This window comes from Chachezhania sediminis (genome assembly GCF_009765275.1).
In the GTDB taxonomy this organism is placed as follows: Bacteria; Pseudomonadota; Alphaproteobacteria; order Rhodobacterales; family Rhodobacteraceae; genus Chachezhania; species Chachezhania sediminis.
The window spans coordinates 675,261-697,924 of the sequence record NZ_VOPH01000003.1; the positions used below are offsets into that span (position 1 = coordinate 675,261).

At 67.3% G+C, this 22,664-nt stretch carries 19 protein-coding genes; 8 read left to right on the forward strand and 11 right to left on the reverse strand.

Annotation, left to right across the window (positions count from 1 at the left end; translation table 11 throughout):
* The first annotated feature begins 129 nt into the window (after window positions 1-129).
* The 3 genes from FQK05_RS12585 to FQK05_RS12595 are packed head-to-tail and all read left to right on the forward strand — an operon-like array spanning window position 130 to window position 3,483.
* Window positions 130-999 (forward strand): MurR/RpiR family transcriptional regulator, encoded by an 870-nt coding sequence (locus FQK05_RS12585; protein WP_158967221.1) that lies wholly within the window; start codon window positions 130-132, stop codon window positions 997-999.
* Window positions 1,000-1,029: 30 nt separating this feature from the next.
* Window positions 1,030-2,337, forward strand: a complete 1,308-nt coding sequence (locus FQK05_RS12590) for a type I glutamate--ammonia ligase (protein WP_158967223.1) — start codon at window positions 1,030-1,032, stop codon at window positions 2,335-2,337.
* A 15-nt stretch (window positions 2,338-2,352) separates the two neighbouring features.
* Window positions 2,353-3,483: an amidohydrolase family protein gene (locus FQK05_RS12595; RefSeq protein ID WP_158967225.1), complete on the forward strand. Its 1,131-nt coding sequence runs from the start codon at window positions 2,353-2,355 to the stop codon at window positions 3,481-3,483.
* A gap of 15 nt (window positions 3,484-3,498) precedes the next feature.
* Here the strand turns inward: FQK05_RS12595 and FQK05_RS12600 are convergent, their stop codons facing one another.
* Window positions 3,499-5,838, reverse strand: a complete 2,340-nt coding sequence (locus tag FQK05_RS12600; RefSeq protein WP_199252649.1) for an acetamidase/formamidase family protein — start codon at window positions 5,836-5,838, stop codon at window positions 3,499-3,501.
* Between the two features lie 313 nt (window positions 5,839-6,151).
* Here FQK05_RS12600 and FQK05_RS12605 point away from each other — a divergent pair, with 313 nt between their 5' ends.
* A complete protein-coding gene (locus FQK05_RS12605) occupies window positions 6,152-7,591 on the forward strand; it encodes an acetamidase/formamidase family protein (protein WP_158967227.1) in 1,440 nt (479 codons plus the stop codon).
* 342 nt (window positions 7,592-7,933) lie between these two features.
* Here FQK05_RS12605 and FQK05_RS12610 read toward each other — a convergent pair whose 3' ends face one another.
* The 4 genes from FQK05_RS12610 to FQK05_RS12625 form a co-directional block, all read right to left on the reverse strand.
* Window positions 7,934-8,686: a helix-turn-helix transcriptional regulator gene (locus tag FQK05_RS12610; RefSeq protein WP_233270483.1), complete on the reverse strand. Its 753-nt coding sequence runs from the start codon at window positions 8,684-8,686 to the stop codon at window positions 7,934-7,936.
* 118 nt (window positions 8,687-8,804) lie between these two features.
* Complete coding sequence (locus FQK05_RS12615; protein ID WP_158967229.1) at window positions 8,805-9,578, reverse strand: MOSC domain-containing protein; 774 nt, start codon at window positions 9,576-9,578, stop codon at window positions 8,805-8,807.
* Window positions 9,575-10,939, reverse strand: coding sequence for an amidase family protein (locus tag FQK05_RS12620; protein ID WP_158967231.1), 1,365 nt, complete (start codon window positions 10,937-10,939; stop codon window positions 9,575-9,577). Before FQK05_RS12620 ends, FQK05_RS12615 begins: the two co-directional genes overlap by 4 nt.
* Complete coding sequence (locus FQK05_RS12625; protein ID WP_158967233.1) at window positions 10,936-11,952, reverse strand: NAD(P)H-dependent flavin oxidoreductase; 1,017 nt, start codon at window positions 11,950-11,952, stop codon at window positions 10,936-10,938. The genes FQK05_RS12620 and FQK05_RS12625 overlap by 4 nt, the downstream gene beginning before the upstream one ends.
* A gap of 266 nt (window positions 11,953-12,218) precedes the next feature.
* Between FQK05_RS12625 and FQK05_RS12630 the strand changes: the two genes are divergently transcribed.
* Window positions 12,219-13,370 (forward strand): thiolase domain-containing protein, encoded by a 1,152-nt coding sequence (locus tag FQK05_RS12630; RefSeq protein ID WP_158967235.1) that lies wholly within the window; start codon window positions 12,219-12,221, stop codon window positions 13,368-13,370.
* On the forward strand, window positions 13,367-13,750 hold the full coding sequence (locus FQK05_RS12635) for a Zn-ribbon domain-containing OB-fold protein (protein ID WP_158967237.1): 384 nt from the start codon (window positions 13,367-13,369) through the stop codon (window positions 13,748-13,750). The genes FQK05_RS12630 and FQK05_RS12635 overlap by 4 nt, the downstream gene beginning before the upstream one ends.
* A gap of 70 nt (window positions 13,751-13,820) precedes the next feature.
* Here the strand turns inward: FQK05_RS12635 and lpdA are convergent, their stop codons facing one another.
* Genes lpdA through FQK05_RS12660 form a run of 5 tightly spaced genes read right to left on the reverse strand, consistent with a single transcriptional unit; the run spans window position 13,821 to window position 18,970 of the window.
* A complete protein-coding gene (gene lpdA / locus FQK05_RS12640; RefSeq protein ID WP_158967239.1) occupies window positions 13,821-15,209 on the reverse strand; it encodes a dihydrolipoyl dehydrogenase in 1,389 nt (462 codons plus the stop codon).
* Entirely contained in the window at window positions 15,202-16,503 is a 1,302-nt protein-coding gene (locus FQK05_RS12645; RefSeq protein ID WP_158967241.1) for a dihydrolipoamide acetyltransferase family protein, read from the reverse strand. Before FQK05_RS12645 ends, lpdA begins: the two co-directional genes overlap by 8 nt.
* Window positions 16,504-16,508: 5 nt before the next feature.
* Entirely contained in the window at window positions 16,509-17,522 is a 1,014-nt protein-coding gene (locus tag FQK05_RS12650) for an alpha-ketoacid dehydrogenase subunit beta (RefSeq protein WP_158967243.1), read from the reverse strand.
* A 1-nt stretch (window position 17,523) separates the two neighbouring features.
* On the reverse strand, window positions 17,524-18,756 hold the full coding sequence (locus FQK05_RS12655; RefSeq protein WP_158967245.1) for a thiamine pyrophosphate-dependent enzyme: 1,233 nt from the start codon (window positions 18,754-18,756) through the stop codon (window positions 17,524-17,526).
* On the reverse strand, window positions 18,749-18,970 hold the full coding sequence (locus tag FQK05_RS12660; RefSeq protein ID WP_158967247.1) for a hypothetical protein: 222 nt from the start codon (window positions 18,968-18,970) through the stop codon (window positions 18,749-18,751). Before FQK05_RS12660 ends, FQK05_RS12655 begins: the two co-directional genes overlap by 8 nt.
* A 122-nt stretch (window positions 18,971-19,092) precedes the next feature.
* Here FQK05_RS12660 and FQK05_RS12665 point away from each other — a divergent pair, with 122 nt between their 5' ends.
* The gene (locus FQK05_RS12665) at window positions 19,093-19,575 is read left to right on the forward strand and encodes an Lrp/AsnC family transcriptional regulator (protein ID WP_158967249.1); all 483 of its coding nucleotides are present in this window, start codon (window positions 19,093-19,095) and stop codon (window positions 19,573-19,575) included.
* Here the strand turns inward: FQK05_RS12665 and FQK05_RS12670 are convergent.
* Window positions 19,572-20,015: an Lrp/AsnC family transcriptional regulator gene (locus FQK05_RS12670; protein WP_158967251.1), complete on the reverse strand. Its 444-nt coding sequence runs from the start codon at window positions 20,013-20,015 to the stop codon at window positions 19,572-19,574. The two genes, FQK05_RS12665 and FQK05_RS12670, sit on opposite strands and share 4 nt — an antisense overlap.
* A 137-nt stretch (window positions 20,016-20,152) precedes the next feature.
* Between FQK05_RS12670 and FQK05_RS12675 the strand changes: the two genes are divergently transcribed.
* Window positions 20,153-22,525 carry a transketolase gene (locus FQK05_RS12675; protein WP_158967253.1) on the forward strand — a complete coding sequence of 791 codons (2,373 nt, stop codon included), beginning with the start codon at window positions 20,153-20,155 and terminating at the stop codon, window positions 22,523-22,525.
* Window positions 22,526-22,664: the final 139 nt, after the last annotated feature.

Below are 22,664 nucleotides of genomic sequence, written 5' to 3' on the forward strand. Positions count from 1 at the left end.
TGTCGGGAAACAGGACGGGTCTGGGTCCGAGTCGAACGGACAAAGAGAAGTGTACAAGATAGACCATAATCGGCAATGCTGTAACAGGAGATTCGACGGAACACGGGACCGGAGGCACGGGCAGGCAGGATGAGCGGACGCGTCGAGACATCGATCTTCGAGCTGATGCGCAACGCGTTGCCGGACCTGTCGCCGTCGGAGCGGCGCACGCTGCGGGCGCTTCTGGGGATGAAGTCGACGACGCCCCTGACAACGGTCGCCGAGTTTGCCGAACAGGCCGGGGTCAGCGCACCCACGGTCTTGCGCGCGGCGGCCAAGCTGGGATTTGCGAATTTCGAAAGCTTCCGGGAACGGGTGCTGGCCGACTTCCGCGAACGCGAGGTTTCGGCCTTCGAACAGATGCAGCCCGCGGCGGAAGAGGCCGATCCCGAAACACTGGTCACCGGCATGGCCGATTGGATGCCCCGCGCCGTGGCCACGACCATCGACCGGGTGCGCGAAGGGGAATTCGACCGCGCGCTCCAGGTCCTGTGCGATCCGACGCGACACCTGATGTTCGCGGGCGGGCGGTTCAGCCAGACGCTGGCCGACATGCTGTTCGCCCACATGGACCTGCTGCGCAGCAATTGCCGGCTGATCAGTTTCGATCAGCGGGCGAGGGTCAACCACATGCTGGACGTGGGCCGCAGCCATGTCCTGATCATCTATGACTTCCGCCGCTATGAACTGGGCAGCGTCCAGTTGGCGCGCGAGGCCAAGAAGCGCCGGGCCAAGATCGTGCTGGTCACCGACCAGTGGATGTCGCCCATCGCCGACTGGGCCGAAACCGTGCTGGTCTGCGACGTCCACGGGCCGTCGCCCTTCGACAGCCTGGTGCCTGCGGTCGCCCTGACCGAAACCCTGATCGCCGCCGTCTATGGCAGCATGACCGACGCCGCCAAGGCACGGCTGGCGGAATTCGAGAAACTGAACGACACCGCGTCCCCCTTCGTACCCTAGGCCGGGACCGACATGGATGGAGCAAGCAGAATGACCGACGGCGTCACCTACCTGGTTTGGCACGATCTGGCGGGGACAAGCCGCACGCGGGGCGTGCCGACGGCCAACCTGTCCTCGATGACAGCCACCGGGCTGGGCTGGGCCTGTGCCGGTCAGGCGCTGACCGCCTTCGGCAGCATCGTCGACAATCCCTGGGGCCCGATGGACGAAGTGCGTCAGGTCCCGGACATGGAGGCACAGTTCACCCTGCCGCCTTCCCGGGGCCATGGCGCCTTTCGCGCCGTGATCTGCGACACCAGCACGTCGGACGGGGCGCTGTGGGACTGCTGCGGCCGGGGCTTCCTGCGCAAGGCGCTGGACGCGCTGAAAGCCGAAACCGGGCTGACCCTGATGGCCAGTTTCGAACACGAATTCTTGCTGACCGGCGAAGGCTATGTGCCGTCACCTGGCTTCACCCTGGCCGCGGCGATGCAGAAGTCGGAGTTCCTGGACGACCTGAACACCGCGCTGTCCCATGCGGGCGTGCGTCCCGCCACGCTGGAGCCGGAATATGGCGATGGCCAGTACGAGGTCAGCTGCAAGCCCGATATCGGCCTGCGCGCGGCCGATACCTGCCTGATCGCGCGGGAAACAATCCGCGAGGTCGCCCGCCGCCACGGCCTGACCGCCAGCTTCACGCCGAAACCGGCGGCCGATGCGGTGGGCAACGGTGCACATGTCCACATGTCGCTGGTCGACGAAGACGGCCGGAACCACACCTGGGATCCGTCCGGCCCGATGGAACTGTCGGAGGTGGCACAGAAATTCGCCCACGGCATCCTGGCCAGCGTCGACGGTCTGGTCGCGATCACGGCGCCGTCGCCCGTCAGCTACTATCGCCTGGCGCCCCATTCGTGGAGCTGCGGCTATCGCGCCATCGGCCTGCAGAACCGCGAGGCGGCGCTGCGCGTGACCCCGGGCATCGGCGACGACGCGGCGAAGGCCAAGGGCCACAATCTGGAGTTCCGCCCCTGCGACGGCACCGCCTCTCCCTACCTTGTCCTTGGCGCGCTGATCATGGCGGGGCTGGCGGGCATCCGGTCGGGCGGCGGCAAGCTGACCGAAATCACCTGCGATCCGCTGGACATGACCGATGCGGAACGCGAGGCGGCCGGGGTGACGCGACTGCCGACCTCGCTGGAGGCAGCACTTCAGGCGTTCCAGGACGATCCCGTGACCGCCACCATGTTCAGCGACGACATGCGCGACGTCTACCTGGGCATCAAGCGCTGGGAAATCGAAGCCGCCGCCGCGATGGAAGGCGACCAGGTCTTCCACGCCTATCGCACCGCCTATTGAACCGGACCTGACCCCATGCCCCAGACCCGCCGCTATATCGACCATCACTGCCACGGCATCGTCGACGCCGACCTGACCCGCCCCCAGCTGGAGGCCCTGATGGCCGAGGCTCACCTGCCCGCGCCCGACGGCTGCACCCAGTTCGACAAGCCGCTGGGCCTGCTGGTCCGCCGCTATTGCGCGCCGGTGCTGGGGCTGGATCCCTTTGCCTCGCCCGAGGACTATGTCGCGCGGCGCACCGAACTGGGCGGCCGCGAGGCCAGCCGGCGGCTGATGCAGGGCGCCGGCATGACGGAACTTCTGATCGACACCGGCCACCGGTCCGACACGATCCTGGACGTGCCGCAGATGGCCGAAATCACCGGCTGCGCCACGCAGGAGGTCATCCGGATCGAGGCGGTGATGGAAGCCGCCGCGAAACAGGCGGGCAGCGCGGAGGAACTGGTCAGCCTCTTCGCCGAGATGATGGAGGCCTTCGCCAGGGACGCCGTCGCGCTGAAATCCATCGTGGCCTATCGCGTGACTTTCGACATCGACCAGACCCGGCCCGACGCCGGCGCGGTGGTGAAAGCCGCCGGCGACTGGCTGGCGGCGCTGGAGGCAGGCGAAAGCCGCCGGCTGGACAATGCCGTCCTGATCCGCCACGCGTTGTTCATGGCACTGGACATCTGCGTCGAACGGGATTTTCCGCTGCAGCTGCATACGGCCGTGGGCGACCTGGATATCGACATGCCGAAATGCGATCCAACGGTCTTTGTCCCCTTCATCAAGCAGGCCGAGGCGATGAAGGTGCCGCTGACGCTGTTGCACTGCTATCCCTTCGTCCAGCAGGCCACCTGGCTGGCCGAGGTGTTCCAGAACGTCTATTTCGACGTGGGTTTTACCCTGAACTTCACCGGGCCGCAGGCGATCCGGACCATGGAGCAGGCGATGGAGATGGGGCCGTTCTTCAAGCAGCTCTACAGCTCCGACGCCTTCGGGCTGGCGGAACTGCACTATCTGGGCCGGATCCAGTTCGAACGGATGATGGACAAGGTCATGGGCCAGTGGCTGGCGGACGGCGACATCACCCTGAAAGAGGCCGACCGCATCATCGACATGATCACCCATGGCAATGCCGCGCGGATCTATCGCCTGACGGAATAGGTCTCAGGTTCGGTTTCAGGCGGGCCCGCGCCCGTCGAACAGGGATTTACGGATGCTGGCATGGACGCCGAAATTGCCGTCGGCCACCTGTGTCACCGCGAAATCGGCGGCGACGGACAACAGCGCGTGGCTGTCGTCCTCGGTCAGGCCATAGGTGTCCATCAGGAACCGCCGCGCCTGTCGGAAGGCGTTGCGCAACGCGTGATCTACGGATGAGCGCGTATAGACATCGGTCTGCGCGCTGCGGCCCAGGTCGCGCAGATGGTTTTCGAAACTGAAGCTTTGGATCACCCATTCGTCCGGGGTTTCGATCAGTGGCGTGGCCAGGCCCCGGACATGGGGCACCGTGTCCGCCCCGACCTTGTGCAGGCGGACGCGCACGGTGCCGGTCAGCGACATCTCCAGCCCGGTGCCGTTGATCTCTCCGTCGCCCTGGCTGAAATGACCGTCGCCGATGGACAGAAGCGCTCCGTCCACGGCGACAGGCAGATAGACCTTTGAGCCCGGCCCCATGCGCCAGTTGTCGACGTTCCCGCCGAAGTATCCGGGTGGGATGCTGTCCACGATCTCTGCCTCGCGCGGGGCGACGCCTACGAACCCGAAATGCGGCCGGGCGGGCACGGTGATCCCGGTCAGACTGCGGCGGTGGTCCACCCGGTCGTGATCGACGGGGATGCCGGGGTAGTCCATCGTGTCATGGACCACGCCGAACGGATCGGTCTGGGGTGTCCATTCGTACTGGTAGATCGCGCGGGCCTCTTCCGGCCGGTCCAGGTCGACCTCGAAGATCGTGACGGTTTCATGCCGGCGGGTGCCCTGCAGGGGGTCGCTGTACTGGTATCCCCACCAGGCCGAGGCGTTCGACCCAAAGGCCTTGCCAGGATAGGCCGGGTTGGCCGACGGGCGCGGCGCGATCTCCAGGATCTCGACCTCCAGCACGTCGCCGGGTCCGGCGCCCTTCACGTGGATCGGGCCAGTGCAGATGTGAACGCCGAAGCCCTCGCCGGCCCCCCGCCCGAAGATCGACGCATCCAGCGGCCCGGCCCCGCGGCGGTCGATGGTCTTGCCGTCGCGGGTCCAGCGAAACACGCTTTCCGCGCCCGGGTCGCCTTCGATGAAACGGGCATAGTCGTCGCCGCCATGCTGGGTCAGGGTTTCGACGCGGATGACGGCCCCCGACGGGACGTAAAGGACCGGCGGGATGGCGCGGCTGATATGGCCCCAGTGCACCGTGTCGGACCGCGCGGGCAACACGAAGTCGGCGGTGTTGTCTGGGGCGGCGCCGGGTGTCGGCAGGTCGCCGCCGGACAGGGCAGCGGACGTGCCCGGGGAAGCGGGCCTGGCCCCGCCCGCGCCGGTCATCGGCGCACCGGGATGGCCGCGGAAGGCATAGGGCAGGGGCGCGGCGCTGTTGCCGTCGCGCAGGTCGCGGGGCGTGATCCCGAAGGCATCGCGGAACGACCGGCTGAAATGGGACGCGCTGGCAAAGCCCCAGCGATGCGCGATCTGGGCGATCGACACGGCGTTCTGGCTCATGTCCAGCAGGTCGGCACGGCTGCGTTCCAGCCGCTTCTGGCGGACATGGCGCTGGAAGGTGCTGCCGTGCAGCTCGAACAACCGCTGGACATAGCGTTGCGACAGGCCAGCGGCCTCGGCGATCTCTCCCAGGGTCAGTTCGGCGGCGGTCAGGCGGCTGTCGATGGCGGCGGCGACACGGCGGAAATGGGCGACCTGCACCGTGCTCATAGATCCGTCGTCCAGGTCCGCCTCCTGGATCAGGGCGCTGCAGACCAGGTCCAGCAGCGCGCCTTCGCCGGTGGTCAGATCCTCCTGCGTCAGCGAATCCAGCTGCGCGCCCAGAACCCCCAGCATTGACCGAGCCATGTCGGCCGCGACCGAGGCGCCAAGGACCAGCGGCAGCCGCGGCTTGTAGCGGCCAAGGCGCGAGGACAGCAGCGCGCGGGGCAGCTCCAGCAGCACCGCCTTGGCATCGGCCGACCATTCGATCTGCCAGTCCTGGCCCTGGTCCACCACCGTCAGGTCGTTCTGGGCAAAGTACTGGACCCGCGCGCCGCTGGTCAGCACGCCCCGGCTGCGGAGCGTCAGGATCAGCAGCAGCGGCGCCGTCGCCGGCTGGCCCGCCACGGGGCGCAGCGCCTGGCCCGGAGCGCAGAAGCGGCCGATGCGCAGGCTGCTGGCCGCCTCCATCAGGTCCAGCGTGCCGCTGCGGACCTTTTCGCCTTCGGCCGCCGGGGCCAGCCCAAGGACGGCCAGCCGCCTGCGCCAGCCGTCGGCGCGTTCCGCTTCCGGCAGGGTCGACAGGTCAAGGTGGTCCAGTCCCTGGTGCATGGACATCCGGGCAAGTCCCCGCTTTTGGCCGGGCGGATCCCCGGCGCGGTGGGTGTGAATTCTGGAATTCCACAGAGTATGCACCTTTTTTGCGCGCCTGTACCGTCTTGCACTATTCCGGACCCGCACAATCTGTTGCCCAGAGGTGAAAGCGCCTTTTGGGCGATACCGCCCTGCGTGCATCAACATCCTGATCTGGAATGATTTTCGGCCGTTCCGCGGGCTTGTCGGCCCATCTGCCGGAACGCTTGCCCGGGCGGCCTCGCGCCCCGCAACGTCGCACGGCAAGCAACCGGAAACACCCAACAGGAGAGACGCCATGTGTCGTGGAGACGACGTCAATTGCCCCGATTTCGAGGCTCATTTCAGCCAGTTCAAGGAAGAGATCAACCCCGGCCGCCGCGGCTTTCTGGGCGCGGGTCTGCTGGGCGCTGGCGGTCTGGCCGCGGGCGGCCTGTCGCTGGTGACGCCGGCGCTGGCGCAGACCAGTGCGCAGAAACGGCCCGGCACGCCGAGCTATCACTACCTGCCCGCAAATTCGGATACCGTGCACTGGGGCTATTTCAGCAAGACCCTGAAACCGCAGGTCGAGGTCGACAGCGGTGATATCGTCACGATCGAGACGCTGACCCACCATGCGGCCGACGACATGGAGCGCATGGTGCAGGGAGATGAGGGCGCGGAAAGCGTGTACCTCTGGACCAAGGACAAGAAGGGCGTCGATCGGCGCGGCGCGGGTTCGACCGATCCGTCGGTCTACAAGATCGGGTCCGGGGACGGGCAGGGCGTGCATATCCTGACCGGCCCGGTCTATGTCCGCGGGGCCGGGCCGGGCGACGTGCTGGAGGTACGTATCCTCGACTGTGCGCCGCGCCCTTCTGGCAATCCGCAGTTCACCGGGAAAAGCTTCGGGTCGAACGCGGCGGCGTGGTGGGGATACCACTACAACGACATGCTGAACGGCGACAAACGCGAGGTCATCACGATCTACGAGGTCGACGCCACCGGGGACAAGAGCTGGGCCGAAGCGGTCTACAACTTCAAGTGGGTGCCCCAAACCGACCCCTATGGCGTGGTCCACCCGACCATCGACTATCCCGGCGTGCCGGTGGACCATTCGCTGACCAACCGCAACTTCGACGTGCTGAAGGGCATCCGGATCCCGATCCGGCCGCATTTCGGCACCCTGGGCGTGGCCCCGGCCGAGGCCGATTTCGTCGATTCCGTCCCGCCCAGCTATACCGGCGGCAATGTCGACAACTGGCGGATCGGCAAGGGGGCGACGATGTACTATCCCGTGTCCGTCGACGGTGCGCTGCTGTCGGTGGGCGACCCCCATGCCAGCCAGGGCGACAGCGAACTGTGCGGCACGGCCATTGAATGTTCGCTGACCGGCACCTTCCAGCTGATCGTGCACAAGAAGGCCGACCTGGCCGGAACGCCGCTGGAAAGCGTGGACTATCCGATGCTGGAAACTCAGTCGGAATGGGTCGTTCACGGCTTTTCCGTCCCGAACTACCTGGAAATCCTGGGCCCCAATGCGCAGGCGGATATCTATGGCAAGTCTTCGATCGACGATGCGATGCGGGATGCGTTCCGCAAGATGCGGGCCTTCCTGATGTCGTCGAAGGGCCTGACCGAGGACGAGGCGCATTCGCTGATGTCCGTGGGTGTCGATTTCGGCGTGACCCAGGTGGTCGACGGCAACTGGGGCGTCCATGCCATCGTGAAAAAGGACATCTTCTCGGGCCGCGGCTAAGGGGCGTTGCGCGCGGGGAAGGCCCCCGCGCGCAACGGCGGTCAGCGCCGCGTCGGACGGGGGGATCCGCGCCGGCGGCCCGCATTTGGTCCGGTCCGGGAACGGTCCCGGCCCGGGCCTCCGCCCACGGATCGCATCATCTTTTCCGCGGGATCGCGGCCACCGCCGGTCTTGCAGCACGAGGGTCATTGCGCCGAAGGTTGCGCCGCGCAGGGCGGCACTGGCCGGGCCGGCCTTTCCGGATGGACTAGCGGCCGGTCAGGAACCCGAGGCGCAGCCCTGCCGCCGCTAAGGCCGCCTGCGCACATCTACCTCGGGACGCCAGACCCGCCGGTCCTGACCCTAGTTCAGCCCGCTTCTGGAAGAATAGAGTGCCGCCAGTTCCGAACGGTTGGCACAGCCTTCCTTGGCCATGGCCCGGCCCAGATGGGTGCGGACCGTGCCGTGACGGATGCCAAGGATGCGGGAAATGTCCCGGTCGGTGCAGCCGCGGGCGACAAGGCGGACCACCTCCGCCTCGCGCGGGGTCAGGGCGGTGTCCTGCTGGCTGCGGAGCGCCGCCTTCAGGAAGGGTTCCAGGGCCGACAGCAGGCCCAGCTCCCGGTCGCCGAAATCCGGCGTGCCGTGTGCGCGCCACAGGCGGAAATCGCCCAGGTCGCGGGCGCCGTCCTTAAGGAACAGGTTGATCCCGTGGCTAAGTCCGTCGCGGGCCAGGAAATCGGTGTAGAATTCCGTCCGGCGCAGGTCCTCGCGCGGCATCACCTCGTCCACCAGCGCCGGGCGGGCCAGCGCGCGGACACGGTGCGTGACCGGATCGCGGTACTGGAACCAGTCGTCGTAGCGGGCGATGTTGTCCGGATCCATGTTCAGGATCGTGGCATTGCCGAACCGCCCCGACGCCTCGGACCAGATGTAGGAGGCGCCGTAATCGGCCCGCAGCAGCCGCGCCAGGTCGCCAAGGACCGGTCCGCGGATATCGTCCCAGGGGCCGGCCCGGTTCAGCCGGGTGACGATGTCGCCGAACAGCTGCATTTCCTGAAGGGTGATGTCACGGATCACCTGGTCCACCGCCGCCGCCCTTTGTTTCCGGATCAACGGGACAATCTTACGCCGGTGGGCCGGTCTGTGTACCCCTGCAGTGCGCCCGGCAGCCTCGCTTGCGGGAAATGCGCGAAAATTGCGCGGCTGGCGGCGGACAGGGGGCCCGGTTCGACTAGAACGCGATTTCCGTGCCGGCGGTCAGGGTGCCGCCCTGGATGACCTCGCCATAGATGCCCATGTCGGAATGGTCGTAGCTCTGCTGAAGCAGTTTCGGTACGGCCATGTCGCGTTCGGCGGTCACCGGGTTCACCTCGGTCGCGGGGCAGCGGCGGGTGCGCAGGCACAGCCGCAGGCGGACGTTGCCCAGAGAGATTTCCCTGTCCACCAGCCCCAGTTCCGCCAACGGCGGCCAGCCGTCGAAATAGATGTTGCCGCGGAACCGCAGCGGATCGACCGCGTTGCCGGTCTTCTTCTCGAAATCCCGGACCGAGGCGAGGTTGATCAGCGACACCGCGTTCATCATCTGCGCCGACACGACAGAGATATCGGTGAACCGGTTGTCCCCGCCCCGCGCCAGCGACGGGCGGTTTCCGGGCGGCAGGTCCAGGTAGGTCGCCATGTAGTCGACCGCCGCATCGGCGCCTTCGGCCGTGTCCAGCGTGGTTTCCAGCTTCAGTACGCCGCCTTCGCGGATGGTGAAGGCGCCTGTGGCGGGGTCGTAATGCGTCTTCAGCCCCGCCAGCGCGGCGTCGGTCATCAGGACCAGGAACCGGTTCTTGGGCAGCGGGCGCCAATTGTCGGGGTCCAGACCGCTGTTATGGCGGGCAAAGCCAAAGACGCGGTCGTGGGGAAACCCTTCGCCCGGGGTCAGGCTGACCCGATCCAGCTGCTGGGGCGACAGGCCCTTGACCGGATAGTGATACAGCGCGGCGATCTTGCCCTTCATTTCCGGGTCTCCTGAACTGTGTTACAGGGGGCAAGCACAGCTTCCAGCGCCAGCCCGATGGCCAGCACGCGGCGATCCTCGCCCGTCCGGCCTTCGACCATAAGGCCAACCGGCAGGCCCTGGCTATCGCGCCCTGCGGGCAGCGACAAGGACGGCGTGCCCAGCATCGATGCGCGGGTGGTGTTCCGGACAATGGTCGGGAAGGTGGGCAGGTCTGCACCTTCGACCGCCATGGTCTCGTCCTCGCCGATCAGGGGCGGGGGGACCGGCACGGTGGCCGACAGGATCGCATCGACCCCCGCCGCGTCCAGTAACGCGGACCAGTCGCCCTTCAGCCGGGGCAGGGCGGTGGCGATGGCTGTCTGCCAGGCCTTGCGGGTCTGTTCGGCCAGCATCGGCAGGGCGGCGAAGATCCCGGCCACGTCGGGGCTGGCGACCTTGGCCGCGACGTCGTCATAGCTCAGCCCCACCAGATCCCGCGCCAGGCGGCTGAACGACGCACGGCCCTCGCAGAACGCAACGGGGTCGCCGTGCAGGATCGTGGCGGCGTCGATGTCGGCCGCGTCGACATGGATCAGCGTGATGTCCGCGGCCTCCAGCAGGTCCAGCGCCTTTGTCATCGCGTCATCGACCTGCGCGGAAAGGCCGGGCCGGATGTCGCTGGCGATGCCCAGCCTCAGCGGCCGGTCGGGCAGGGCGGGCAGTGTCTCGTCACCGGCGACGATGCCGTCCAGCGTGGCGCAGTCGGCGACAGTTGCGGCCATCGGTCCGATCGTGTCACGGGTGGCCGAGATCGTCAGCACGCCACCATCCGGATAGCGCCCGGTCGATGGACGGAACCCGCAGATGCCGCAGAAGGCCGCGGGGATACGGACCGATCCGCCGGTATCGGTGCCCAGGGCCGCAGGGATCAGGCCAAGAGCAATGGCCGAGGCATTCCCGCCCGAGGATCCGCCGGCCACGCGTTCAGGATCGACCGGGTTCCGGACGGGACCGTAAAGCGCGTTGTTCGACGTCACGCCGAAGGCGAATTCGTGCAGGTTCAGTTTCATCACCGGGACCGCGCCCGCGTCGCGCAGGCGCGCGACCGGCGGGGCGTCGGCGGCGGGTACATGGCCCTGCAGGGCCGGGCTGCCGCCGGTGGTGGCAAAGGGCAGGGCGTCGATATTGTCCTTCACGCCGATGGGCAGGCCCGACAACGGGCCGGGACCCCCGGACCCCAGCAGGTCGGCGATCTGGGCCGCGTCCGCCTGGGTCGTGGTGTTGTAGCCGCCGATCCGGGCCAGCGTTTCGGCAATGTGGCGTGCCACGGCAGCGGGCCCGCCGGTCGCGGCCAGTGCGCGGAAGTCGTCCAGTGTCATGCGGCGGTCCAGTCCCGGCCCAGGATGGCCTCTGCCTCGGCGGCCATTTCGGCCACGATCTTCGCCGCGGGTTCGACCGAGGCGATGCCGCCCAGGCCCTGACCGCAGAGCAGCGGCAACTCCTCGAAATCGCCAGTGGCATCGGTCATCGGGACAAGGTTGCCGAAGCGGCGCAGCTCGGTCTCGATCCCGCCCAGGGTCATGCGGCCGACCACGGGTTCGCCGCTGTTGTCGGCGGGGACCTCGTCCTCGCGGCCTTCGAATTCGGCCACGACGCGGTTCTTCAGGATGCGCATCGGGTTGAAATGCGGGTGGTGCCGGCCGAACAGGGGGCTTAGCACCGTATCGGTCCCTTGGGCCGCGCACAGTCGCGCCTTGTAGTCGGCATGGGCGCTGGATTCCACGCTGGCCACGAAGCGCGACCCGACCCAGACGCCCGCGGCGCCAAGACACAGCGCGGCGGCCAGTCCGCGCCCGTCGCTGACCCCGCCCGAGGCCAGAACCGGAACGCCGCCAGCCGCGTCGACCACGGCCGGCACCAGCGCGAAGATCGGCAGGGTGCCATAGTTGTGTCCGCCCGCCTCGGTCCCCTGGGCCACGATCACGTCGACGCCGTCATCAGCGGCGATCTTCGCGGCGCCGACCGAGCCCAGCTGCTCCATCACCTTGATGCCCGCGGCATGCAGCCTGTCGATCCAGCCCTTCGGTGGATGGCCCCAGTGAAAACTGGCGGCGGCGACGGGGTCCGGATCGGCGCAGAGCGCGTCGATATGGGCCTCCTCGGTATAGATCGTGATGAAATTGACGTGGAAGGGCCGCGTCGTGCCCTGCCGGACGCCGCCCATCAGCATCTGCATGACCGGAACCGGCATCGGCCCGATGGCGACCGATCCCAGCCCCCCGGCATCGGACACGGCAATGGCCAGGTCGGGCGTCATGCCGGCAAAGGCCATCCCGGCCTGTACGATCGGCGCACCGAGGCCGAACAGTTCTGTCAGGGGCGTCACGATCATCTGCACCGGCTCCTTGTCATATTGGACCTGTTGCCGGGCAGTCTAGGGCGGTGGACCGGGACCGGTAATCGGCAATAATGCTGACGGCCCATCGGCCTTTCGACCGGCGCGGGCAGGTTCCTTGGAAGGTGTGGGCCTCGGAACGAACCGCAAGCGGCGCCCGGCCATCCTGATGCTTGTCAGGTTTTGGCTGGAGCGACGGTCAAAACCCGTGCTACGAAGGATCCGGGACCGGCGGAACCCCCGCCGAAGGGAGAGGATACAAGGTGACGACGCAGGGCAGGATCTGCATCGCGGGGATCTACGAACACCCGCTGCGCAAGGCGCCGGACATATCGACGGCACAACTTCACGCGGAATGCGCCCTGGGCGCGCTGCAGGACGCCGGGCTGACATTCGCCGACGTCGATGCCTATTATTGTGCGGGCGATGCGCCGGGCGGCATCACGATGATGGCGAACCATATGGGTCTGAACCTGTCCCAGATCGACGGGACCGAGGTCGGCGGGTCCTCCTATATCCTGCACCTGGCGCATGCCGCGCAGGCGATCCTGTCGGGCCGCGCCAAGGTCGCGCTGGTGACACTGGCGGGCCGTCCGAAAAGCGATCCGCTGAAGCCGCCGCCCCCGGGCCCGGCGACGGAATTCGAAGCCGCCTATGGCATCGCCACCCAGAACGCCTATGCCATGTGCGCGATGCGGCACATGCACGACTATGGCACGACGTCGGAACAGCTGGCCTGGATCAAGGTCGCGGCGTCCCACCACGCGCAGTGGAACGAACACGCGATGCTGCGGGATGTGGTGACGGTCGACGACGTGCTGAACAGCCCGATGATTGCCGACCCCCTGCACCGGATGGACTGTTGCGTCGTGTCCGAAGGGGGCGGGGCCTTCGTCGTCACCTCGGCCGACATGGCGCGGGATCTGGGCAAGCCGCTGGTCGTGCTGCGGGGCGCGGCGGAAACCAACATGGGACAGGATCATGGCCGGAACGTGCCCCTGACCCATACCGGCGCCGCGATCACCGGGCCCAAGGCTTTTGCCGAGGCCGGGGTGACGGTCGCCGATATCAAGTACGCCTCGATCTACGACAGCTTCACCATCACCGTGCTGATGCAGCTGGAGGACCTGGGCTTCTGCGAAAAGGGCAAGGGCGGTGCCTTCGTGGCGGATGGCAACCTGATCTCGGGCGTGGGCAAACTGCCGTGGAACACCGACGGGGGCGGACTGTGCAACAATCACCCGACCAATCGCGGCGGGCTGACCAAGGTGCTGGAAGCCGTGCGCCAGTTGCGCGGCGAGGCGCATCCCAAGGTGCAGGTGCCGAACTGCGACCTGGCGCTGGTCCACGGGACCGGCGGTCTTCTGGGTGTGCGCCATGCGGCCGCCACCGCCATCCTGGAGCGTATCGCATGACCCGGACCCTGCCCGAACCCAAGATCAGCCCCGAACTGGCCGACTTCTGGGCCGCCACACGCGACGGGCGGCTGCTGGTGCGTGCCTGTCGGTCCTGCGACAGCCCGCACTGGTATCCGCGCACGATCTGCCCGTTCTGCGGCAGCCCTGACACGGAATGGCGCGACCATGACGGAACCGGGACCATCGTGACCTATTCCGTCATGCGCCGCGCGCCCGTGCCCTACGTCACGGCCTATGTCGAACTGACCGGCGGCCCGACGCTTCTGACCAATGTCATGGATTGCGATCCCGACGCCCTGGCCATCGGCCAGGCCGTCCGCGCGGTGTTCCCGAAGACCGAGGCCGGAGAGGCCTGGGTGATGTTCACCCCGGCCTGAGATCCGGTCAGGCGACGAAAGCAGCCGGTGTAGACCGGCTGCATCATCTCGACACGTCTTCCGGCCCCTGTCAGCCGTGATTGGGCATCGAGGCCAGGCCCAGTGCCGCCTCCTGCACCGCCTCGCTCAGCGTCGGGTGGGGGTGGATCGTGGCAGCGATGTCCTCGGCCCGCAGGCCGGCCTCGATGGCCTGGGTGAAGCCCGCGACCAGTTCCGACACGCCCGGCCCCGTCGCCTGTATCCCAAGTACGACATGGTCCGACGCGCGGGCAACGATCCGCACGAAACCTTCGGTGTCGTCCAGCGTCAGCGCGCGGCCATTCGCCCTGAACGAGAATTCGCGCGTCTCGACGGCGCCCTGCGCCTCGGCCTCGGGCGGGGACAGGCCCACGGTTGCGATTTCCGGGTCGGTGAAGCAGACGGCGGGGATCGCGGTCTTGTCCCAGGCGGCGGCATGGCCGGCCACGATATCCGCCACGATCTCGGCCTGGGCCATGGCGCGGTGGGCCAGCATCGGCCCGGGCGTCACGTCGCCGATGGCAAAGACCCCGCGCATGGAGCTTTGGCAGCGGTCGTCGACCTGGATGAAGGGGCCGTCCATGCGCAGCTGCAGTTCCTCCAGCCCCAGCCCGAAGGTATTGGGCGCGCGGCCCACGGTGACCAGCACCTTGTCGACCGCCAGCGTGCTGTCGCCTTCGGCATCGGTCAGGGACAGGGTGCCGGTGGCATCGTCCCATCCGGTGACCCTGGTCCCGGTCTTCAGATCCAGCCCAAGGTCGGACAAGCGGCGGCGGACGGGCCGTGTCAGCTTGTCGTCGTATTGGGGCAGGATGCCATCCGCGGCCTCGATCAGCGTGACCCTGGCGCCCAGCTTGGCAAAAGCCGTGCCCAGTTCCAGCCCGATATAGCCGGCGCCGATCACGGCCAGCCGCTCCGGTACATCCTCCAGCGCCAGCGCCGCCGTCGAGTCTAGAATATTGCCGCCGGTCGGCAGGCCGGGCAGGTCGGCGGGGCGGGATCCGGTTGCGATGACGATGTTGTCGGCGCGCACGACGGTATCGCCGGTGTCGGCCGCGATCTCGACCGTCTTGCCGTCTAGGAACCGCGCCCGGCCCTGCAGCGTCTTGACCCCGCTGCGTTTCAGCAGGCTCGCGACGCCGCCGCGCAGGTTGGCGGTGACGCCGTCCATCCAGGCCCGCGTGGCGTTGAAATCCAGCACGGGAGCAGAGACGGAGATGCCGCAGACGCCATCCCCCGCCTGTGCCTGCGCAGTGGCGAATAGGTCGGCCGCGTGGATCAGGGCCTTCGACGGGATGCAGCCCACGTTCAGGCAGGTGCCGCCCAGCCGGTCCAGTTCGACCAGCATCGTATCGACGCCCAGGCGTGCGGCGCGGGACGCGCAGACATAGCCGCCGGGGCCGCCGCCGATGACCAGAAGGGATGTGCGAAGCTCAGTCATCGTGTCCCTCCAGGAACAGCATGGCGGGCACCTCGATCAGGCGCTTCATCGTGGCCACGAATTCGGCGGCAACCCAGCCGTCGACGACCCGGTGATCGAAGCTGCAGGACAGGTTCATCATCCGTTTCGGCATGAAGGCCATGCCGTTCCAGACCGGGCGGACGACCATCTTGTTGATGCCGACGATCGCGACCTCGGGCCGGTTGATGATCGGCGTGGTGGCCAGGGCGCCAAGGGGCCCCAGCGAGGTGATGGTGATCGTGGATCCCGTCAGGTCCTTGGGCGAAGCCCGCCGGCTGCGCGCGGCCTCCGACAGGCGCCGGATCTCGGCCGCCTGCTCCCACAGGCTCATCGCCTCGGCGTGCCGGACGACGGGGACCATAAGGCCTTGGTCGGTCTGGGTCGCGATCCCGGCATGAAGCGCGGCATGGCGGGTGACGATGCCCGCGTCGTCGTCGAAATGGGCGTTGACCTCGGGGTGGTCCTGCACTGCTTCTGAAAGCGCGCGCAGGATGAAGGGCAGAAGCGTCAGCTTGCCCCGTTTCTCGCCGTACTGGCGGTTCAGCGCGGCGCGCAGATCTTCCAGCGCCTCGACCTCTACTTCCTCGATGATCGAGAAATGGGGGACGCGGCGCTTGGCCTCCTGCATCTTCTGGCTGATGGCGCGGCGGACGCCGGTGACCGGAATCTCCTCGGTCGCGGTGCGCTGCACGCGGCCGGGGCCGGCGGCGGGGATGGCGCCATGGGCCAGGAAATCCTCAAGATCCTCGTGCAGGATCCGACCGGCGGGGCCGGTGCCACGGACACGCCTGAGGTCGATCCCCATCTCGCGCGCCTTGCCGCGGACCGAGGGCGCCGCCAGCGGCCGCCCGGCCGCGTTCGCGACCATCGCCGCCGGCGCATCCGCCCGGGCAGGGCGGGGGCGGGACGGCTCGGATTTCGGTTCCGGTTTCGGGTCAGCCTTCGGGCCGGCCTTGGCGGCGGGTTCCGATTCAGGCCTGGGGTCTTCCTTCGGGGCGTCTTCGGCGGGCTTTTCCGCCACGGGGGCGGCGCTGTCGGTCTCGATCCTGATCAGGTCGCCACCCACGGCCATGACGTCGCCGGGCTTGCCGCCCAGCCATGTCACCCGGCCGCTGACAGAGGCCGGGATTTCCACCGTCGCCTTGTCGGTCGTGACCTCGCAGATCGGGTCGTCTTCCTGGACGATGTCGCCGACCTTGACCAGCCAGTCGGCCAGCTCTGCCTCGGCGATGCCTTCGCCGATATCGGGCAGCTTGAAGGTTTGTTCCGCCATGGGCCCTACTCCTTCATCACGGTGTCGATGGCCCGGCGGACGCGGGCGGGGCCGGGGAAGTAATCCCATTCCTGTGCGTGCGGATAGGGTGTGTCCCAGCCCGCCACACGCAGTACCGGCGCTTCCAGGCTGTAGAAACAGTCCTGCTGCACCAGCGCCGCGATCTCGGCGCCATAGCCCGAGGTCAGAGTCGCCTCGTGCAGCACGATGCAGCGGCCGGTCCGGTTGACCGAGGCCGCGATGGTGTCCATGTCCAGCGGCAGCAGGGTGCGTAGGTCGATCACCTCGACATCGACGCCGCTGTCCTCGACCGCCGCCAGCGCCACGTGGACCATGGTGCCATAGGTGATCAGCGTGGCGTCCGCGCCTTCGCGCACGACGCGGGCCTTGCCCAGCGGGGTTTCATAGCGGCCGGCCTCGACCTCGCCATCCGGATGCTTGGACCAGGGGACCGAAGGGCGGTCGTGATAGCCGTCGTAAGGCCCGTTATAAAGCCGCTTGGGTTCCAGGAAGATCACCGGGTCCGGGTCGGCGATGGCGGCCAGCAGCAGCCCCTTGGCGTCGGCCGGGTTCGACGGAACCACCGTCTTCAGACCGGCGACATGGGTAAAGAGCGCCTCGGGGCTCTGGCTGTGAGTCTGGGCGCCGAAAATGCCCCCACCGGTGGGCATCCGGATCACCAGCGGGCAGGTGAATTCCCCGGCCGACCGGTAGCGCAGGCGCGCGGCTTCGCTGACGATCTGGTCATAACCGGGATACATGTAGTCGGCGAACTGGATCTCGACCACCGGCTTCAGGCCATAGGCGGCCATGCCCACTGCGGTGCCGACGATGCCCAGTTCGCTGATCGGCGTGTCGAAGCAGCGTTCGACGCCGAACTTCTTCTGCAGGCCGGCGGTGCAGCGGAAGACGCCGCCAAAATAGCCGACGTCCTCGCCCATCACGACGACGGTGTCGTCTTCCTCCATCGCGATCATATGGGCGTCGCGGATGGCCTCGATCATGGTCATGCGGGCCATGTCAGTACCCCACTTCGTGGCGCTGGCGGACAAGATGCGGCGGCATCTCGGCAAAGACGTCTTCGAACATGTCGCGCGGGCTGGGGCGCCGGCCGGAATGCAGCGTGCCGATGGCCTCGGCCTCTTTCTGGGCGGCGACGACCTCTGCCTTGATCTCGGCCTCGGCCTGGATGTGGCGGTCCTCGGACCAGACGCCCAGCTGGATCAGGTGCGCCTTCAGCCGCAGGATCGGATCGCCCAGGGGCCAGGCGGCGCCTTCCTCCTTCGGGCGATAGGCCGACGGGTCGTCCGACGTCGAATGTCCTCCCGCGCGGTAGGTCACGAATTCGATGACCGTGGGTCCAAGGTCCGCGCGTGCCCGCTCCACCGCCCATTCGGCCGCAGCCAGTACGGCAAGATAGTCGTTCCCGTCCACCCGCAGCGCCGGCAGGCCAAAGCCGTGGCCCCGCGCGGCGAAGGTGCCGGCCCCACCCCGGGCGATGCCCTGGAAGGTGGAAATGGCCCACTGGTTGTTGACGATGTTCAGGATCACCGGCGGCTTGTAGGTGGACGCAAAGACCAGCGCGCCGTGGAAATCGCTTTCCGCGGTGGACCCGTCACCGATCCACGCCGCCGACAGGTGCTTGTCGCCCCGGATCGCGGCCGCCATGGCCCAGCCCACGGCCTGCGGATACTGCGTGGCAAGGTTGCCCGAGATCGAAAAGAACCCGTGTTCCTTGGAGCTGTAGAAGACCGGAAGCTGCCGGCCCCGGACCGGGTCGCCGTCGTTCGAATAGACCTGGTTCATCATCTTCACCAGCGGGTAACCGGCGGCGATCAGAAGCCCGGCCTGCCGGTAAGTGGGAAAGTTCATGTCCCCCGGCCGCAGCGCGCGCTGGAAGGCGCAGGAAATCGCCTCCTCTCCCAGGTGCTGCATGTAGAACGACGTCTTGCCCTGCCGCTGCGCCGTCAGCATCCGCGCGTCGTAGATCCGCAGCTTCAGCATGTCGCGCAGGCCCTGCAGCAGCAGTTCCGGATCGGCGCCGGTGGCCCAGGGGCCCACGGCCTCGCCTTTCCGGTTCAGGACGCGGATGATGGAAAAGGCCATGTCCCGCATGTCTTCCGGCGCGGTGCCGGGATCCGGTCGGTCGACCTCGCCCGCGCGGGGGATGCGCACATCGGAAAAGTCGGGATCGTCGCCGGGCCGGATCGCGGGGGCGGGGACGTGTAGTCGCGGCGGGCGTTCTTCAGGCATGGTCCGGCTCCGGTCTCAGTTCCAGCAACTGTTCGACCCGCAGGCGGAAGACCTGCGCGGCCGGGCTGGCCGTATCGACCAGCTGCACGAATAAAAGGAAATCGCCCGTGTCGCGGCGGTCGAAGGACAGTCGGTCCAGGCACAGGTCCAGCCTGCGGGCGATGTCGATGACCCGGGCCAAGGCATTGAACGGGTCCTGACAGACATATCGCATCCGGGGTCTCCTCTCCCCTTCACGGTATGCCGGACAGGTCGGAAAGTTCTTTCGAATTCCAAGGCATCGCGATAATCTTTGGACGATTCTTCCACACTTTTCCAATTCGGCGGTAGATCCTTTTGCCAAATCGAGTCAGTGATCTTGACCTAATCGACCGCCGTATCCTGAAGGCGCTTCTGACCGAAGGCCGCCTGTCGAATGCGGACCTTGCCAACCGGGTGGGCCTGTCGGCCAGTCCCTGCTGGCAGCGCGTGCGGCGGCTGGAGGAAGGCGGCTTTATCCGTGGCTATGCATCGATCCTGGACCAGGACCTTCTGGGCGCGGCCGAGACGGTGATGATCGAGGTGGTGCTGGACCGCCACGACGACGAGGTGCTGGAAGCCTTCGGGCGCACAATGCAGCAGATGCCAGAAGTGCTGGAGGTCCACCTGACCACCGGCGAATACGACTATCTGATCAAGGTCGCCGTGGACGGGACCAAGGGCTACGAATCGTTCTTGCGCGAAAAGCTCTATCGCGTGCGGGGGATCCGGCATACGCGGTCCAGTTTCGTCCTGCGGACGCTGAAGGATGTGCAGGCCTACATCCCCGACGGCGACTAGCTGCCCAGCCTCGGCGCGGCCTTGACCCTGCGCAGAGAGACGGAGCTTTCGATGTTCGACACGCCCGGCACCTTTGTCAGGCGGCCGGTCAGGAAGGTTTCGAAATCCGTCAGGCCGCGGGTGACGACGCGCAGCAGGTAATCGCGGTTGCCGGTCATCAGCCAGCAATCCGCCACTTCGGGAAAGGCGCGGATCGCGGCTTCGAATTGCGCCAGCGCCTGATCGACCTGCCGGTCCAGCTGGACCGAGACGAAGACGGAAAATCCGTATCCCAGCGCCGCCTCGTCGATCAGGGCAGCATAGCCGCGCAGGATGCCGCGGGCTTCCAGCTGGCGGATACGCCGGGCGACGGGCGTGGGGCTTAACCCCACGCGGGCGCTGATCTCCTGCACGCTCATCCGTCCGTCGGCTGCCAGTAAGTCGAGAATCTGCCTGTCCATCCCGTCCAGTTCGAGTGTATTCGCCAAAACTTCCGACTGCCCTGGTTGTTTCCGCCAACAAGTAGCCGAAGCGGGCCATCCTTCGCAAGAAATCGGTGTGCAAGGTATGGTATTTTCAGCGCGTGATCGGAGGCCCCATGACCAACACCCATCTTCGTACCATCGAACAGCGGTTGCTGTGGCTGTCGCACTGGATGATCCACAATGCCAACCACATCCGGCCCAAAGCGGATGGGATCAAGGTGGGCGGGCACCAGGCGTCCTCGGCCTCGATGGTGTCGATGATGACCGCGCTCTATTTCTCGGCGTTGAAACCGGAAGACCGGGTGGCGGTGAAACCCCATGCCTCGCCTGTCTTTCACGCGATGCAATACCTGATGGGCAACCAGACCCGCGAGAAGATGGAGAACTTCCGCGGCTTCGGCGGGGTCCAGTCCTATCCCAGCCGGACCAAGGATATCGACGATGTGGACTTTTCCACCGGGTCCGTCGGGCTGGGCGTTGCGATCACGTCCTTCGCCTCGCTGATCCAGGACTATGTCGCGGCCAAGGACTGGGGCGGGGACCGGCCGCTGGGCCGGATGATCGCGCTGATGGGCGATGCGGAACTGGACGAGGGCAACGTCTATGAATGCCTGCAGGAAGGCTGGAAGCACGACCTGCGCAACACCTGGTGGATCGTCGACTACAACCGCCAGTCACTGGACGGCGTGGTGAAGGAGGGCCTGTGGGAACGGATCGAGGCGATCTTCGGCGCCTTCGGCTGGGATGTCGTGCGGGTGAAATACGGCGCCCTGCAAAGGGCGGCCTTTGACGAACCGGGCGGTGACAAACTGCGCGACTGGATCGATGCCTGCCCGAACCAGCTTTATTCCGCGCTGACCTTCGAAGGCGGCGCTGTCTGGCGCGACAGGCTGATGGAGGATCTGGGCGATCAGGGCGACGTCACCGCCCTGCTGGACGCCCGCAGCGATGCGGAATTGGCCGCGCTGATGGAAAACTTGGGCGGCAATTGTGTCGAGACGATGGCCGACACCTTCGCGGCCGTGGACCACGACCGCCCGACCTGTTTTCTGGCCTATACCATCAAGGGCTGGGGCACGCCGATTGCCGGGCACAAGGACAATCACGGCGGGTTGATGACAAAGGCCCAGATGGCAGACTGGCAGCGCCACATGGGCGTGCCCGAAGGCCGGGAATGGGACCCGCTGGCGGCTGTTGAAGATCCGGAGGGACTGAAGGCCTTCCTGCGGCAGGTCCCGTTCTTTGCCGCCGGGCCGCGCCGCTATTCCGACGACTATCTGGATGTGCCTACGATCGCGTTGAAGGTGGATCGCGAGATGTCGACCCAGACCGCCTTCGGCAAAATCTTGGACGATCTGGCCCGGGGGACTTCTGCCCTGGCCGAAAGGATCGTCACCACCTCGCCAGACGTGACCGGGACCACCGGCCTTGGCCCCTTCGTGAACCGCCGGGGCCTGTTCGCCCGGACCGAGGTCGCGGACACCTTTCGCGACCGCAAGATCCCGTCGACGGCGAAATGGGCGTTTTCCCCGCAGGGCCAGCATATCGAGCTTGGCATCGCCGAGATGAACCTGTTCCTGGCCCTGGGGGCTGCGGGCCTGTCCCATACGCTGTTCGGCAGGCGGCTGATCCCGGTGGGAACGGTCTATGATCCCTTCGTGAACCGGGGCTTGGATGCGCTGAACTATGCCTGCTACCAGGATGCGCGGTTCATCATCGCGGGCACGCCATCGGGCGTGACGCTGGCGCCCGAAGGCGGCGCGCACCAGTCCATCGGCACGCCGCTGGTCGGCCTCAGCCAGGACGGTCTTGCCGCGTTCGAACCGGCCTTTGCCGACGAACTGGCGGTGATCATGGAATGGGCCTTCGATTACCTGCAGCGGGACGGCGACGGGGATCCGGACGAACGGACATGGCTGCGGGACCAGACAGGCGGGTCGGTATACCTGCGCCTGTCGACCAACCCGGTGGAACAGCCGGGCAAGCGGCAGGACGACGCCTTCCGGCAGGGCGCCATCGACGGCGGCTACTGGCTGCGGAAGCCCGGGCCGAATTGCGAGGTCGTCATTGCCTATCAGGGCGCCGTCGCGCCAGAGGCGATCCGCGCCGCCGGCCTGATCGGGCAGAACCGCCGGGACGTGGGGGTGCTGGCCGTGACCTCGGCCGACCGTCTGAATGCCGGCTGGACCGCGGCGCAGCGTGCGCGGGAACGCGGGCATGGGGGCGCCACGGCTCATGTCGAGACGCTGCTGGGTGCGCTGCCTCGCGACTGCACGCTGGTGACGGTGATCGACGGCCATCCGGCGACGCTGGCCTGGCTGGGCGGCGTTGCGGGCCACCGGACGGTGCCGCTGGGGGTCGAACACTTTGGCCAGACCGGGACCATCGGCGATCTGTATCGTCACTTTGGCGTCGACGCGCAGGGCATCGTGCGGAAGGTCGATGCGCTGACCAGCGGTCGGGCTGTTACCGTGAACCGCGGCTGATCAAGCGCCCCACCCGGCCGCAAGGTCGGGTAGCGGTCGGCCCGTCCCGGAGGGGGCGGCAAGACAGGCCGGGCTTGCCACCGTGACGGGCCGGAACGCGCCCAGCCGCCGGGTCTTGACCGACAGCATGTCCGTCGTC

Excerpts from the sequence above, each read along its gene's own strand:
- FQK05_RS12585 (WP_158967221.1), top strand. The coding sequence starts at position 130 with ATGAGCGGACGCGTCGAGACATCGATCTTCGAGCTGATGCGCAACGCG.
- FQK05_RS12590 (WP_158967223.1), top strand. The coding sequence starts at position 1,030 with ATGACCGACGGCGTCACCTACCTGGTTTGGCACGATCTGGCGGGGACA.
- FQK05_RS12595 (WP_158967225.1), top strand. The coding sequence starts at position 2,353 with ATGCCCCAGACCCGCCGCTATATCGACCATCACTGCCACGGCATCGTC.
- FQK05_RS12600 (WP_199252649.1), bottom strand. The coding sequence starts at position 5,838 with ATGTCCATGCACCAGGGACTGGACCACCTTGACCTGTCGACCCTGCCG.
- FQK05_RS12605 (WP_158967227.1), top strand. The coding sequence starts at position 6,152 with ATGTGTCGTGGAGACGACGTCAATTGCCCCGATTTCGAGGCTCATTTC.
- FQK05_RS12615 (WP_158967229.1), bottom strand. The coding sequence starts at position 9,578 with ATGAAGGGCAAGATCGCCGCGCTGTATCACTATCCGGTCAAGGGCCTG.
- FQK05_RS12620 (WP_158967231.1), bottom strand. The coding sequence starts at position 10,939 with ATGACACTGGACGACTTCCGCGCACTGGCCGCGACCGGCGGGCCCGCT.
- FQK05_RS12625 (WP_158967233.1), bottom strand. The coding sequence starts at position 11,952 with ATGATCGTGACGCCCCTGACAGAACTGTTCGGCCTCGGTGCGCCGATC.
- FQK05_RS12635 (WP_158967237.1), top strand. The coding sequence starts at position 13,367 with ATGACCCGGACCCTGCCCGAACCCAAGATCAGCCCCGAACTGGCCGAC.
- lpdA (WP_158967239.1), bottom strand. The coding sequence starts at position 15,209 with ATGACTGAGCTTCGCACATCCCTTCTGGTCATCGGCGGCGGCCCCGGC.
- FQK05_RS12645 (WP_158967241.1), bottom strand. The coding sequence starts at position 16,503 with ATGGCGGAACAAACCTTCAAGCTGCCCGATATCGGCGAAGGCATCGCC.
- FQK05_RS12650 (WP_158967243.1), bottom strand. The coding sequence starts at position 17,522 with ATGGCCCGCATGACCATGATCGAGGCCATCCGCGACGCCCATATGATC.
- FQK05_RS12655 (WP_158967245.1), bottom strand. The coding sequence starts at position 18,756 with ATGCCTGAAGAACGCCCGCCGCGACTACACGTCCCCGCCCCCGCGATC.
- FQK05_RS12660 (WP_158967247.1), bottom strand. The coding sequence starts at position 18,970 with ATGCGATATGTCTGTCAGGACCCGTTCAATGCCTTGGCCCGGGTCATC.
- FQK05_RS12670 (WP_158967251.1), bottom strand. The coding sequence starts at position 20,015 with ATGGACAGGCAGATTCTCGACTTACTGGCAGCCGACGGACGGATGAGC.
- FQK05_RS12675 (WP_158967253.1), top strand. The coding sequence starts at position 20,153 with ATGACCAACACCCATCTTCGTACCATCGAACAGCGGTTGCTGTGGCTG.